Raw genomic sequence first — 15,011 nt, forward strand, 5'->3', positions numbered from 1 at the left:
AGCTCCTAAGGGACAGTTTTTCGGGAATGGACGCACCTCCGCGCCACCCTTTCAACGAGCACATTACAATCTTGTATTTTATTTGTCGACAAGAAATCGACAAGCTACAGATTTATTTCCAGCCGCTCATTGCGCACCAGCAATTTCTGCACCTGCTGCACGATCTGTTCAGCATGCTCGCGGGCCAGTTTCTCGGACAGAACGGTGTCGCGCGCGGCAATCGCCGCTATGATCGCATCGTGATCGTCGACGAAACGTTTCGGCAGGCGATCATCGTAGGACTGGTAATACAGCCGCAAGATGCGCCGTCCCTCATCCAGCAGACGCTTGAACAGACTGGTGAAATAGGGGTTGCGCCCGGCTTCGGCGATGGAAAGGTGCAGGGCGGCATTGGTGGAAATCATCGCCAGCGCGTCCTGCTCTTCCACCGCAATGGCAAATTCCGCATTATGGGCGCGGATGCCGGCCAGATCTTCCGGACGGTGATATTGGGCGGCAAGCTGGGTCGTCACCCGGTACATCAGCACCAGCGCATCGAAATAGGTATGCATATTGAGGAAATCGATGTTCGACACCATGGTCGAACGGTTCGGCAGCGTATCGATCAGCCCCTCGCCCGAGAGCCGCACCAGCGCTTCGCGAATGGGCGTGCGCGACATCTTGAACCGTTCGGCAAGCTGCACCTCATCGATTGGACTACCCGGCGGCAGAACCAGATCGAGAATCTCGTCGCGCAGCAGATCGTAGACCATCTTCACGCCGGAGCCACGCTTACGCTCGGCAGAAGCAATTATATCCGTCATAACCAAATCCCTCTTGTCGACATAAAGAGTACTATTATATTTTTTCCATATCAACGCCGCGTTGCAGCACCTGCTCTTCGAATGGCGGAATAATTGTTCAAAAACAACAAAAAGCCGTCACGAAAATTACCCGCGACGGCTTCAATAATTCAATTTGTGACATAGCTGCTTTTTTTTTACAAAGCACCGCTTCGAGGTCGGGACCTCAGTTACGCAGGCCAGTGGCCACGACGGAAATCTTGAAAGCGCCGTCCAGCGTCGGATCGAAGGACGCGCCCATCACAACATCGGTCTCTTCGCTGACTGCCTCGCGCACAAGCGTCATCGCCTCGTCGATCTCGTAAAGCGTCAGGTCGTTGCCGCCGGAAATCGACACCAGCGCGCCGCGGGCCTCCTTCAGCGACGGTTCGCCGAGCAGCGGGTTGGCGATGGCGGCTGCTGCCGCCTCCGAAGCGCGTTTTGGACCCTTGGCCTGCGCCGTGCCCATAAGCGCGCGTCCGCCATTCTTCATGACGTAACGCACATCGGCGAAGTCGAGATTGACCAGGCCTTCGCGCAGGATGAGATCGGTAATGCAGCGCACGCCGAGGGACAGGACCTTGTCCGCCGTCTTCAGGGCACTTTCAAAGGTAGTGCCGGCATCCGCAATACGCAGCAGGTTCTGGTTGGGAATGACGATGACGGTATCAGCGGTATTAAGCAGATTGGCGAAACCATATTCGGCAGCACGCATGCGGCGCGCGCCCTCGAAGCTGAACGGCAGGGTGACGACGCCGACGGTCAAGATATTCTTCGCACGGCACGCTTCCGCGATGACGGGTGCAGCACCGGTGCCGGTACCGCCGCCCATACCGGCGGTGATGAAGCACATGTCGTAACCGTTGAGGTGATCCATGATCTCGTCAAGCGAATCGATTGCCGCCTGCCGGCCTACCTCCGGATCGGCCCCGGCACCCAGCCCGCCTGTAAGTTCGGAGCTGAGTTGCACGAGCCTTGGCGCGTTGGTTTTCTTCAGCGCCTGCGCATCCGTATTGGCGGCGATGAAATCAACGCCGCCGATGCCCTCGTCGATCATGTTGTTGATCGCGTTTCCGCCGCCGCCACCGACGCCGATAACAGCGATATTGGGCGTGTTGCGGGCGATTGGAGCGCGCGGAGACTGGGTCATCGTCTTATTCTCTTTCTAAACTCATAGGGTCTCGCGCCGTTTTTTAACCGCGGCACGCGAATGATCGGCAACGTTCCTGCATTTCCTTCCTGGCGCGTGAAGGATGCTGTAACGCTTTGAATTTGCATGCAAGCCTTTGCCCCGCTTGCGGCTAAGGCTTGTGCTCCAGGGGCGAAAGATGCGCTACGGCGACTGTCTCCGACCCCTTCCCCGGATGAAAACCAAACCGAATCAACTGCTTCGCTATTTAGAGGTGATAGCCGAAAAGCCGGTCCGTTTACACTGTATTCACCATGTTTATCTCACTTTGGAACGAGTTGCTTCGGCAGGTGTTTGCCTTCCGACCGCGCTAAAGCGCATGGAATGGAGGCAGTCATATGTCCGCATACATCTTGCAAAACGAACCGGGTTTCCGCACGGAACAACCGCGTGTGCTGATCGTGGAGGACGAATTTCTCATCGCCATGGATATCGAGGACTCCATTATGCAGGCGGAAGAGGAAGCTGACGTCATCGGCATCGCCAACCGCCTGGATCAGGCCGTGGCGCTCGGCAGCCGCGCAGATATTGCCTTTGTCGACGTCAATCTAGCCGACGGCCAGACCGGCCCGGAGATCGGGAGGCGGCTTTCGCAGGATCACGGCGTCGTGGTGATCTTCATGACGGCAAATCCGGAAGTGGTGGTCAATCTCGGTATCGGCGCAGGCGTTATCGTAAAACCTGTGCCGCAGGACGCTGTGGAACAGTGCCTTTCCTACGCACTTGCCAAGCGCGCAGGCACGCGGGCCGTTACGCCCATCGGCATGATGGCTTTCGACTGAACCATTCTCGTGGAGATAAAAAGCGGGTCGCCTGAAAATGGCACTCGACGCTGAAAACAAAAAAGCCTGCCGCGGGAGGAGGTGCGGCAGGCTTTTTAAAAGATTGAACAGCGATATGGGAGGAGGAAACCGCTGTCCCCGGGGTAATCCTTGGGAGGAGGAGTAGGATCACCCGCATTACCGAAAGGATGTGGGAGGAGGTACATCCGTTTCGATGATCTGAAGATATCATTTTTTTCTGCATTTCACAGACACAAGCTTGCACCCCAGACATGCATCAAACGCATGGCGATTTTTCCAACCCGAAACATCGATGCAACAGGCTGATTTTCACCTTTGCATGCCATGTCCCGTGGGAGACACAAGGGTCGACGGTTCGCCAAAAACAAAAACGCCCGCGAAGCGGGCGTTTAGGCATTCAAAAGCGGCAATAGCTGCCTGATTACTTGCCGACGGCGGCGCGGGCGACGCTGTTGATCTGGCTACGGTCGATACCGAGATCGTGCAGTTCGCGGCTGCTCATGCGGCCCAGTTCGGTGACGGTCTGACGATACTTGCGCCAGTTATTAAAGCTGCGTGCTACGTTCATGACATAACCCTTTCAAGGTGTTGGCGACGTCAGTAACGTTTCGTTCCGGCGTCCTTTGATGTCCCTTATATGCGCCTTGTCGGGACCAAAGAACAGACAGAATAAGGCAGGCCACCCATGCGCTGAATGCACGGGTCATCCTCCGAGCGACGCAGAAAAACAGAAGTGTGGCGTAAATTCAGTCATATCTTGGCCGCTACTGGCACCACGTCGTCAGAACTTGTAGCGGACGCCAAACACATTGGCATTCGTCGCGCCCTTCATATTGCCCAGCGTCTTGCCGCCGCCGGAACGGTGGTGAAGCCGCCAGAAGAACTCCGTCGAGGATTCTTCGCTAAAGGAAACGTTGATTTCCGGGCCGAGGTAAAACAGGACATTGGCGTTGCCGTTGTCCTTGATTTCTTCTTGCCGTTCCCGCCCCGGCTGCGCATCCGAGACGAGGCTCAGGCCCGCCGTGAAACTCGGCGAAACGAACAGCCGTTCCCCGAGCCTGATCCTGTCATATCGCGCAACCGGCCCCGCCCAGACTTCACCGGTGAAACCCTTGCCAAACCTGACGGCAACGCCGATTTCACCGCCCAGCTTCACATTGCCGATACGATAGGGATAGAACTGATAACCGCCACCCAGAATGGCGTTCTTCTCATAGTCGACCGGAATGAGTGCTGCGCTTTTCAGCATGTCTTCCGTGGTGAGGGCGCCGCCAAAACCGAATATCGCTTCGCTTGTTTCCGAGCCCATATCCTCCGAAGAAAGAGACGGTGTCGCGACCAGGGCAATCATGGCTGCCAGTGACAGACTTGGTGCGATATTCATTTTGCTACTCCTGAACATGGCCTCTTTTATCCACCCTCATAAGGGTATTCACGTAAGGCGAACATACCCTTACCGAACACAATTAATTTAACACATTCGGAAATGGGCGAGAAAAACCGTCCACCGCTGCCGTCGTGGGGGCATAGGTGAAACCGAAAAAGGCCGTGGATGAAACCCACGGCCTTTTGCATTCTGCAGTCCGGCGAAGCGAGCTTACACCGCGCGAGCGCGCTTCACCTCCACCTGCGTCCATTCCGGCAACCAGTCCCGGTGTGCGACAAGGAGATCATCCACCAGCGACCAGATCTGGTCGAGGTCCAGTTCCGCTGCCGTATGCGGGTCCATCATCGCCGCGTGGAAGATATGCTCGCGGTTTTCGCTCATCAGCGCCCGCACCGTCAGCTCCTGCACGTTGATGTTTGTGCGCATCAGCGCGGTCAGCTGCGGCGGCAATTCTCCGATGAAGGTTGGTTGCACGCCGTTATGGTCGACAAGGCAAGGCACTTCCGCAGCGCAATCTGATGGCAGCGAGGTGATGCAACCATTATTGCGCTGGTTGCCGTAGATGACAGACGGTTCGCCGGTCCAGACCGAGTTGATGATGGAGGAGGCATATTCCTTGGATTGCTTGACCTCGATCTTCTCGGCTGAGCGATAGGCCGCCGCCTGCCCCTTCCAGCGCTCGATCTGCTCGATGCAGCGCTTGGGATATTCATCGAGCGGAATACCGAATTTCTCGATCAGGTCTTCTCGCCCTTCCTTGATGAAATAGGGCGTGTATTCGGCGAAATGCTCGGAGCTTTCGGTGACGAAGTAGCCGAGCCGCGTCAGCATCTCGTACCGCACTTTGTTGGGGCAGCGCGGGTTCCAGCCGGGCTTCGGCGCACGGCCTTCGCGGTAGCCGCGCACGAGATCGGGATAGAGGTTCCTGTAGCTGCCATCAGGCTGGCGGTGCTCGAATTCCAGGAAAAACGCCATGTGGTTGATGCCGGCCGAACGATAGCGGATTTCCTCATAGGGAATATCGAGATCATGGGCGAGTTCCATGGCCGTGCCCTGCACCGAATGGCAGAGCCCTACCTGGCGGATTGTCGGGTATTTCTCCGCAATTGCCCAGGTGTTGATCGCCATCGGGTTGACATATTGCAGCATGATCGCATTGGGGCAGACGGCGAGCATATCCTCGCAGATCTTCCACAAATGCGGCACGGTGCGCAGGCCCCGCATGATGCCGCCGACACCAAGCGTATCGGCAATGGTCTGGCGCAGGCCATATTTGCGCGGCACCTCGAAATCGGTGACTGTGCAGGGCTCGTATCCGCCGATCTGGAAGGCGACGACGACGAAATCGGCACCGGCGAGCGCCTTTTTCTGGTCTGTAAAAGTCTCGGCTTTCGCCTTTGCCCCCAGCGTCGAAATCAGCTTGTTGACGACGATAGCGCTTTCTTCCAGCCTTTCCCGGTTGATGTCCATCAGCGCGATCGTTGCGCCGGAAAGGGCCGGACGTTGCAGCACGTCGCCGATGATGTTCTTCATGAACACCGTGGAACCTGCGCCGATAAATGTGATCTTGGGATCTCGTGCCATATTTGCCTCCGGCATCTTGAACTATGCGATTTCAAAGGCGGCCCGGACGAGCCGCTGGGTATATTCGGTTTTCGGACGGTTCAGCACCTCCTCGACGGGGCCTTCCTCCACGATCCTGCCGCGCTGCATAACGATGACGCGGTGGCAGAGAGCCCGAACGACCTTCAGGTCGTGTGAGATGAACAGGTAGCTTAAGCCCCGCTCGTCCTGCAGCTTGCGGAGCAGGTCGATGATCTGCGCCTGAACGGAAAGGTCGAGCGCCGAGGTTGGCTCATCGAGCAGGATGAATTCCGGCTCCAGCGCGACTGCACGCGCAATGGCGATGCGCTGGCGCTGGCCGCCGGAGAACTCGTGCGGGAAACGCGAGAGGATGTTGCCGGGCATGCCTGCCGCCTCCAGCGCGTCGCGCACCCGCTCCAGCCTTTCGGCCTTGGTTTTACCAAGCCCGTTGATAACCAGCCCTTCCTCGATGATCTGGCCGATGGTCATGCGTGGATTGAGCGAGGCGAAAGGGTCCTGAAAGACGACCTGCATGCGTGAGCGCAGAGGCCGCATTTGAGACCGGGTGCGGCCGTCGACCCTCTCGCCATCGAAAATCACCTCCCCTGCCACCGGCTCGTTCAGCCGCAATAGGGATTGGCCAAAGGTCGTTTTGCCGGAACCGGATTCTCCGACAATCCCCAGCGTCTCATGGCGCTTGAGGGTAAGACCAAGATCGTCGACGGCAACAAGTTCCTTCAATTCCGGCTTGAACAGGCCACCGTAGCGCATCATGAACGACACCCGCACGCCATTCGCCGTCAGCAGCACGCCGGAATTTTCCGGCAGTGGTTTGGCCGTGCCATGCGGCTCGGAAGCAAGCAGCTTTCGGGTATAGGGGTGGTTCGGCGCTGCAAACAACCGCTCAGTGGTGTTGTGCTCACGCATCTCGCCATGCTGCATGACGTAGACGTAATCGGAAAACTGCTTCACGATCGTCAGGTCATGGGTGATGAGTACCACGGCCATGCCGCGCTTCTTCTGCAGATCGCGTATGAGGTTGAGGATCTGCGCCTGGACTGTCACATCCAGTGCTGTGGTGGGTTCGTCGGCGATCAGCACATCCGGATCGTTGGAGAGCGCCATGGCGATCATGACACGCTGCCGTTGACCGCCGGAAAGCTGGTGCGGATATTGCTTCAGCCGCGCCTCGGGTTCCGGAATCTGCACCTGCCGCAAAAGATCGAGCGCCCTCGCCTCGGCCTGCTTCCTGCTCAGCTTCGAGTGGACGCGGATCGCCTCGACGATCTGGCTGCCGATCGTATAGATCGGGTTCAGCGAACTCATCGGCTCCTGAAAGATCATCGAGATACGATTGCCGCGCAACGCCCGCCGCTGGCGGCTTGAAAACTTCAGGATGTCGTCACCGTTGAAGCGCACGGTCGCGGTTTTCGAAACCGAGGCCCGCTTCGTCAAAAGCCCCATGATGGTGCGGGCGGTCACCGATTTTCCCGAACCGGATTCGCCAACAATGGCGATCGTCTCCCCCCGGTAAAGCTGGAAGGAAATGTCCTTCACTGCCTCCACCGTGCCGTGCTCAACCTTGAAAGTCACGGCAATATTGCGTGCATCGATGATGGCCTGTTCGTTTCGATCATCGGCATCGAAGCGGATGGCAGGGGCGTAGGTGTTCTGTGCAGCAACCATGTTCCGCTCCTCTCAATAGGGATCGACAGCATCGCGAAGGCCATCGCCCAGCGCGTTGAAGGCAAAAACGGTGACCAGCACAAAGCCGACCGGCGCAAGGATCCATGGATAGGAACCAATGACGGAATAGGTAGCCGTGTCCTGCAGCATCAGCCCCCAGGAGATCAGCGGCGGCTTGACCGCGAAACCGAGAAAGCCAAGGAAGGATTCGAGCAGCACGACGCTTGGAATATGCAGCGTGACGGCAACGATCACGTGGCTCATCACATTCGGCAGGATGTGCTGGAAGATAATGCGCCGGTCGGTGGCGCCGACGGCGATCGCCGCGCGGACATAATCGATACGCGCCAGCGCCAGCGTCTTGCCGCGCACCTCGCGAGACATCTGCGCCCAGCCGAGCGCCGACATGACGCCGACCACGAACAGGAGGAAAACAGTCGTCGGCGCGGTGACCGGGATGAGCGACGTCAAGGCGAGATAGAGCGGCAATTGTGGAAAGGCCAGAACCACTTCCACGAAACGCTGCACCCATGCATCCAGCGGCCCGCCGAAATATCCTGAGATCAACCCGACGCTGGTGCCGATGACGGTAACGATGGTGACGACACTGAGCGCGATGGCAAGCGAGATGCGCGAGCCATAAATGGCGCGCGACAGCACATCGCGTCCGAACTTGTCGGTTCCTAGAAAATGCACTGGCTGCCCGTCCGTGGTGCCGAAGAAGTGCCGGTTTGCCGGGATGAGGCCGAATAGCCGATATTCCGCGCCTTTCACGAAAAAGCCGAGATAAAGCGGATTGTCGTAATCCGGGCCGACGATAGGCTGGAAGGTCACCGGATCGAGCTCGTCCGTTTCAGCGGTAGCATAGACCCGAGGGAACAGGCTGATATTGCCGTCCTTGTCGGAAAACCGCACCACCTGCGGCGGGGAAAAACTGTCATTGGTTTCAAGCGGGTTCATCGGCGCGAAGAAATCGGCGAAGACTGAGATCGTGATCAGCAGCACCACCAGCACCAGCCCCACCATGCCGGTGAAAGAGCGTCTTAGGCGCCGCCATACCAGAGCGAGATAGGTCTCGTTACCCTGAACACCCCGCTCAGGCTTCGGAGCGGCAGCCGATTCATTCTTGAGTTCGTCAACGGCCACCATCTCAAGCCCTCCCGAATTCGCGCACGCGCGGGTCGAGCATGGCGAGCAGCATGTCGGCGATGATGTTGCCGATGATGAGCGTGGCGGCCAGCACCATCATGAAGGTTGCGGTGACATAGACATCGCCGACCGCCATGGACCCGACGATGGCGGGACCGACGGTCGGCAGCGCGAAGATGATCGCAGTTTCGATTTCGCCGCTCAGCATATAGGGCAGCACGACGCCCTGATACATGATGAGCGGATGCACGGCGTTCGGCACGGCATGGCGCATGATGACCGCGCCTTCCGAAAGGCCCTTGGCGCGCGCCGTCTCCACATATTGGGCGTTCAGCGTATCAAGCAGATTGCCGCGCATCACCCGCATATTATAGGCAAGTCCACCGAAGACGGCGATGGCGACCACCGGCCAGACATGGCTGACGAGATCGACGAACTTCCCCCATGACCATGGCGCACCGCCATATTGCGGCGAAAAGAAGCTGCCGATTTCCGACACGTCGAAATGAAACACCATCAGGTAGACGAGGATCAGCGCCATCAGGAAGCGCGGAATGGTCATGCCGAGAAAGGCGACGGTCGAAAGCAGATTATCGATCCAGGAATATTGTCTGGTGGCAGCCCAGATGCCAAAACCGATGCCGAGAAGCGATGAAAGAATGTGGCAGACAAGAGCAAGTGCAATGGTGCGCGGCAGGCGTTCGCCGACCACATCGGCAACCGGCTTGTTGTAATAGAAGCTGTAGCCGAAATCGCCGCGTGTGATGATACCGCCGATCCAGTTGAAATATTGCACGACGATCGGCTTGTCGAGACCGTGTTCGATGCGGTAGGCCTGCGCCTGCGCTTCCGCCTGTTCGAAGGACGCGCCGCCCTGGTTCATCAGTTGCGAGCGGATGTAGTCGGCATAGTCGCCTGGTGGCGCCTGAATGATGGCGAATGTCACCACGCTCAGGATAAGCAGCACCGGAATGGCGGAGCCTATGCGTATCGTCAGGAATCTCAGCATCGAACGGGTACCCTCCGCTTGGCTAGTCCATGTGTCTCCGGCCGCGCTTCACGCGCGACCGGTACCGGGTTTTCTCCGGGAGGAGTTCTAGTTGATCGGGCCGCCCTCACCCGGCTTGCCGGGAAGCTGCTCGGGGAAAAGCTCGTATTTCCCCTGCTTGTCGGCCGCGACCCAAAGGCGTTCGCGGATGATGGCGTCTTCAGCCCAGTTGAACATGAAGATCGGCGTGCCCTGCGGCACATTCGAGAACCGCTTGTTGACGATGAGCGCGCCGGGATATTCGGTAAGCCCGATCGTGTAGAGGTTCTGCGTGTAGACCTTCTGATATTGCTTCATCAGTTCCGCCCGCTCGGCATTGTCCTGCGAGGAGATGAATTTGCGCACGATATCGGCCATCTCCTTTTCAAACGGCATCAGATCCAGTTCCTTGCCTTCGGGTGCGCGGTGGTTCCAGCTGGTGCGCGGGCCAACGGGTGCCAGCTGCTCGGTGTTCTGCACCACGGACGAAAGCTCTGTGGAGTTGCGGCGCACCAGCCAGTCGAACTGACCGCCATAATGGGCCGCGTCGCGCTGGTTGGAATCAAGGCTGTTGATGACGAGGCGAAGGCCAAGTTTCGCCATTTGCCCGACAAGGCCTTCCGCGATGCTCTTGTCCGTCGTGTAGCCGTTATTGACCAGAAGAATGATCTCGACGTTTCGTCCGCCCAGTGTCTCCTTAGGGAAGTTCAAGAAGCCGTCGCCATCGGTGTCCTTCAGGCCGATCGATGCCAGGGCGGCTTTCGCTTCCTTAAGGTTGAAGGGGTAATAGACCGTGGAATTGCGATCGTAAAAACCGGTGCCTGAGGAAATGCCACCCGGATAGATCGCCGTGAACGGGCCCTTGACGAGCGAGTCGCCGATTGCCTTGCGATCGAGGGCCGAGGTCACGGCCTGACGGAACACCTCGTTGCGGTTCAGCTCGCGAACGGCCTGCCCGCGCTCGTCCGGATTGCCCCAGCCATTGGCGGAAAAGTTCATCTGCAGATTATAGCCGATCAGGCGTGGCCCGAAGGCAAGGCGAGCCGGCGCATTCGGGTCAGCTGCGCGTTTCAGCGAAGCGACGAAGTTTTCCGGCTGCTCGAGATTGGAGAAATCGCCCGATCCCGCCACAGCCTGCACATCGCGATCGGCCCAGGTGGAAAGCTTGTAGTGAAGCTCGTTGAGATAAGGCAGCTGCTGGCCCTTCTCGTCGACCTTCCAGTAGTATGGATTGCGCCTGAGCACGATGATGTCGTCGGGGCGATATTCCACCGGCACCCAACCACCCATGACAGGCATGTTCATATATTCCGGCGGAAAGGCGTTCTTGAACTGGTTATAGGTGTTCTTGGAATATTTCGGATGCTGTGGCTTCAGAATATGCGCCGGTCCGGGGCAGAAGCTCGGATAGGCCATGGTGTAGAGATATTGCTTCGGGAAAGCGGTCTTGAAAGTCCACTCCACCGTATAGTCATCGATCTTTTTGAGCGTGGTGCCCTCGCCGAAGGCTTCCGGCGACGCGCCGCCGCCGAGCGGCGAGACGTTGGGGTCGAGAACCGCCTCTTCCCAGTAGAACATGACGTCATCGGCGTTGAACGGCACACCATCAGACCATTTTGCACCCTTGACCAGATGCATCGTCAGCTTGTGGCCATCCTGCGACCATTCCCAGCCTTTGGCGAGATTGGGCAGCGGTTCGGTGTCCTTGGCATTCACCTGAAACAGCGGCGCTGTGCGCGTCAGGCATTCGGAAAGCGCAATATCGATGCCGCCCCAGCCCTGGCTCTGGCCGGCAATGTAGTTCCAGCCCTCGGGCCGTCCGCCGATCACATGGCGCATCGTATCGCCATAAACGCCGATGCCATCCACCATGTTGCCGGTCTTGTAGACCAGCGGCTCCTCAGGCAAGCGTTCCTTCAAAGGCGGCAGCTTGCCGGTCTTCTCGAATTTTTCGGTGATCCAGTCCGGCTCGCTGTAGCTCGGCAGGGCCTTGAATTCGAGGATCGAGTCGCGCGCCACATAATTGATCTTGCCTTCCGCCGGAAACTGCGGCGGCTCCGGCGGCGTGGTGGTTTCGAAGGCGTTCGCACTGAGTGCGATCATCGAAACACCAAGACCTAATGCAGAGATGATACCGATCTTGCGTTGAAGTTGCATCGTCATTCCTCCCAAATGGCAGCTCTTCGACCGCCCACCCTCTGTTGTCGCGATAGCCACGGTGGTGAACTCCCTTTTCACCACCGGCCTGTTCCCATGCTATTTCCTTCAAACGGCCTTTTTCAGCGCCGATTTTTCGGCCCGTAGTTCCTCGATTGAGCGCACATTGCGGCGCGCCGCACCCGCCCAGTCGCGGGTCTTGACGGTGGATTTCGCAAGCCGCTCCTTGGCATCAGGCACGGCATCCGCATATTGCGGCAGCCAGCGCGCCTGCGCGACGACCATCTCGTCCACCATCTGCCAGACCTCCTCCGGGGTGGCGACGGCGCCGACCAGCGGATCATGCAGCACGGCAAGCTTCAGAAGATCGATATCGCCGCTGACCGCCGCATGCACCGACATGCGCTGCACGTTGATAGACGCCATGCAGGTCGCTGCGCAGGCTTCCGGCAGCGTGATACCCGAGACCATATTGATGCCGAAACGATCCACGAAACCGGGCGACTCAATGATCGCATCAGAAGGAAGGTTGGTTATGACGCCATTGTTCTTGACGTTGAAGTGGCCGCGATAGACACGCCCGGTTTCAAGCGCCTCAAGAATGTGGCTCGCATGTTCGTTGGAGCGCTTCTCCGGCTCGATGGGCTTGGCGGCGGAGGCCAGGAACTGCGGGAATTCCGTTTCGAACCAGTTCCGCGTCTCGGTGGAGTGGCGCAGATAACCGCCTGTTTCGCCGTGAATCCAGTCCGACATATCGATCCAGCGGGCGATTTCATCCGGGCGCTTGCGATACCACGGCAGATATTCGGACAGATGTCCGTTGCTCTCCGTCGAATAGACGCCGAAACGCTTCAGAACGTCGATGCGCAGCTTTTCCTGCTGCGAGAAAACCGGATGCGCCTCGAAGGCGGCGACCAGCTCCTCTTTGCCGATCTTGCGGCCATTCAGCCTCAGATCGATGAACCATGTCTGGTGGTTGATGCCCGAGCAGATGTAATCAAGTTCGGACGGGGATTTTGCACCGAGAATTTCAGCGATCTGCTCCGCACCGTGCTGCACACCGTGGCAAAGACCAACCGTATCCACCTTGCCATATTCGATGGCTGCCCATGTGTTCATGGCCATGGGGTTGGCGTAATTCAGGAATTTGGCACCGGGTGCGGCGACCTCGCGGATATCCTTGCAGAAATCCAGAATGACCGGAATGTTACGCTGGCCATAGAGAATGCCGCCGGCGCAGATGGTGTCACCGACGCACTGGTCGATCCCGTATTTCAGCGGAATTCGGATGTCGTCCGCATAGGCTTCCAGACCGCCGACCCGCACACAGCTTATGATGTATTTCGCACCCTCAAGCGCGCGACGGCGGTCGGTATGCGCCGTCACTTTCACCGGAAAACCGTTAGCTTCCACGACCTTGTCGAGGATCGCCCTGATCATATCCAGATTGTGCTGGCTGATATCCGTCAGCGCGACCTCGATGTCGCGAAACTCCGGCACGCACAAAAGATCGGTGAACAGTTTTTTCGTGAATCCGACGCTTCCGGCGCCGATTATAGCGATTTTGAAACTCATAACGCCACCTCTGTTGCAAATCGAACGGGTGAAACGGGCCAAACGATCATAATAAGGCGTTGCTAGAATATACCTGTAAGAATCCCGGAAAACCGGCACTCCTGAAAAATTCTCTGCAACAATATCGCGCTGGCTGTCTCCTCGGTTCGGGATTATGCGTATAATGACGAGCGGAACCAGAGAAGGATTATGCTTTCATGGGTAATTTTGTGCTGCGCGATTTGATCGATCAGGGGCCGGGGATGCGGACCGTCTCGCTGCCCCGCGGCCGCCAGACCCTGCACACAATGCCCACCAGCAGCGGCTATGAAATCCGCACCAGTGGCAATTATGACTGGGACGGACGAAAGCGCGGACAGACACCATTTACTGTGCTGCAATATTGCATTGGCGGACAGGGAAACCTTCGTTACGAAAACCGTCATTATGTGGTGAAGCCGGGCGAAACCCTCCTCCTGCTCATCCCGCACAATCATCGCTACTGGCTGGAAGCGGGAAAGCAATGGGAGTTTTTCTGGATCTCCATGAATGGCGAGGAGGCCTTGCGCATTCACCGCAATATTCTTGCCGTCACCGGGCCGATCCTCAAGCTGCAACAGGAAACCGTCGATCATCTCGCGCATTGTTGCTCGCGCCTCGTCAACGGCGCGGAGACACCAGGGGCGGCCTCCGCCGTCGCGTATGAAGCGGCGATGACGCTTTATGACGACGTGTTCGGTTCGCATCCCTCCTTTGGCGGTGAATATCGCACCATGCAGCAGGTGCTGAGCTATATAGACGGGCATCTCGGAGAGCGTCTTTCCGTCAGCGATCTTGCCGCCGTCGCCGGCCTCAGCCGTGCGCATTTTTCCCGCATCTTCACGGCAAGCGAAGGCCTGCCACCGGCCGAATTTGTATTGCAGCGACGGTTGCGGCGGGCAGCCAAGCTTCTCACCACAGCCGAAAACATCCCCATCAAGGAGGTCTCCGTGCTATGCGGCTTCGAAGACCCGAACTATTTCTCTAAGGTCTTCCGCAGGCTATATGGCATCAATCCAAGCGAATTCCGCACCACCGGCATGTATGCGAGCGTTCAGCAGAGCAGATCGTAAAAAACAACTTCGTTTTGCCACGTTTCAGGCGATTAAGAATTGGCGATACAGCCCCTTTTGGAGACCGAATGAGGTGAACAACAAAATCAGGAAGATCCTCATCTTTCCGCTTCGGGCAATCATCGTGTTTGCCCTGATCCTCGACGGCATTTTTCGCCCGCTCTATCGGCCGATCATCAAGGCGATATCCAGACTGACATTCATCAGGAAACTGGAAAGCCGGATTGGCGGATTGCCGCGTTTTGCCATTCTTCTTCTGCTGGCGGTGCCATTTGCCATCGCCGAACCGATGAAAATCATCGGCCTCCTCCTCATCGCGCACGGTACCGTCAAGACTGGAATTGCGCTGACGATCCTCGCCCACCTCGCCACATTCCTGATAGTCGAGCGCATTTACCACGCCGGTCGGGAGAAACTTCTCACCTACGCCTGGTTCGCATGGATCATGCGATATGTGCGCTTTGCCCGTTCGTTTTACGATCGCTTCAAGCGCGCGGCACTGGGCTGGATCCGGCTGAGCGTTCTGGCGCGTCAAAGATAAA

13 protein-coding genes are annotated in these 15,011 nt (G+C 57.9%); 3 read left to right on the plus strand and 10 right to left on the minus strand.

The window, feature by feature from the left end; all coding sequences use genetic code 11:
* Positions 1-104 precede the first annotated feature (104 nt).
* On the minus strand, positions 105-803 hold the full coding sequence (locus CRO62_RS04485) for a GntR family transcriptional regulator (RefSeq protein WP_004431295.1): 699 nt from the start codon (positions 801-803) through the stop codon (positions 105-107).
* 205 nt (positions 804-1,008) lie between these two features.
* Entirely contained in the window at positions 1,009-1,971 is a 963-nt protein-coding gene (ftsZ, locus tag CRO62_RS04490) for a cell division protein FtsZ (RefSeq protein WP_019566702.1), read from the minus strand.
* 377 nt (positions 1,972-2,348) lie between these two features.
* On the opposite strand from ftsZ, the gene CRO62_RS04495 reads away from it, so the two are divergent.
* Complete coding sequence (locus CRO62_RS04495) at positions 2,349-2,792, plus strand: response regulator (RefSeq protein ID WP_004431292.1); 444 nt, start codon at positions 2,349-2,351, stop codon at positions 2,790-2,792.
* A gap of 442 nt (positions 2,793-3,234) precedes the next feature.
* Here CRO62_RS04495 and CRO62_RS04500 read toward each other — a convergent pair whose 3' ends face one another.
* The 8 genes from CRO62_RS04500 to CRO62_RS04535 all read right to left on the minus strand — a co-directional run bounded on the left by CRO62_RS04500 (position 3,235) and on the right by CRO62_RS04535 (position 13,378).
* Positions 3,235-3,381, minus strand: coding sequence for a DUF1127 domain-containing protein (locus CRO62_RS04500; RefSeq protein ID WP_097099368.1), 147 nt, complete (start codon positions 3,379-3,381; stop codon positions 3,235-3,237).
* 213 nt (positions 3,382-3,594) lie between these two features.
* A complete protein-coding gene (locus CRO62_RS04505; protein WP_179783989.1) occupies positions 3,595-4,197 on the minus strand; it encodes a hypothetical protein in 603 nt (200 codons plus the stop codon).
* Between the two features lie 213 nt (positions 4,198-4,410).
* Positions 4,411-5,784, minus strand: coding sequence for an alpha-glucosidase/alpha-galactosidase (locus CRO62_RS04510; protein WP_097100382.1), 1,374 nt, complete (start codon positions 5,782-5,784; stop codon positions 4,411-4,413).
* A gap of 21 nt (positions 5,785-5,805) precedes the next feature.
* Positions 5,806-7,470, minus strand: coding sequence for an ABC transporter ATP-binding protein (locus CRO62_RS04515; protein ID WP_097099369.1), 1,665 nt, complete (start codon positions 7,468-7,470; stop codon positions 5,806-5,808).
* A 12-nt stretch (positions 7,471-7,482) separates the two neighbouring features.
* On the minus strand, positions 7,483-8,619 hold the full coding sequence (locus CRO62_RS04520) for an ABC transporter permease (protein WP_004431275.1): 1,137 nt from the start codon (positions 8,617-8,619) through the stop codon (positions 7,483-7,485).
* Position 8,620: 1 nt separating this feature from the next.
* Positions 8,621-9,628 carry an ABC transporter permease gene (locus CRO62_RS04525; RefSeq protein WP_004431273.1) on the minus strand — a complete coding sequence of 336 codons (1,008 nt, stop codon included), beginning with the start codon at positions 9,626-9,628 and terminating at the stop codon, positions 8,621-8,623.
* An 87-nt stretch (positions 9,629-9,715) separates the two neighbouring features.
* Complete coding sequence (locus CRO62_RS04530; protein WP_097099370.1) at positions 9,716-11,803, minus strand: ABC transporter substrate-binding protein; 2,088 nt, start codon at positions 11,801-11,803, stop codon at positions 9,716-9,718.
* A gap of 108 nt (positions 11,804-11,911) precedes the next feature.
* A complete protein-coding gene (locus CRO62_RS04535) occupies positions 11,912-13,378 on the minus strand; it encodes an alpha-glucosidase/alpha-galactosidase (RefSeq protein ID WP_013761095.1) in 1,467 nt (488 codons plus the stop codon).
* A 197-nt stretch (positions 13,379-13,575) separates the two neighbouring features.
* On the opposite strand from CRO62_RS04535, the gene CRO62_RS04540 reads away from it, so the two are divergent.
* On the plus strand, positions 13,576-14,469 hold the full coding sequence (locus tag CRO62_RS04540) for an AraC family transcriptional regulator (protein ID WP_097099371.1): 894 nt from the start codon (positions 13,576-13,578) through the stop codon (positions 14,467-14,469).
* A gap of 73 nt (positions 14,470-14,542) precedes the next feature.
* On the plus strand, positions 14,543-15,010 hold the full coding sequence (locus CRO62_RS04545; RefSeq protein ID WP_179784456.1) for a hypothetical protein: 468 nt from the start codon (positions 14,543-14,545) through the stop codon (positions 15,008-15,010).
* Position 15,011: the final 1 nt, after the last annotated feature.

This window comes from Rhizobium sp. AN6A, assembly GCF_900215635.1.
Lineage (GTDB): Bacteria > Pseudomonadota > Alphaproteobacteria > Rhizobiales > Rhizobiaceae > Agrobacterium > Agrobacterium tumefaciens.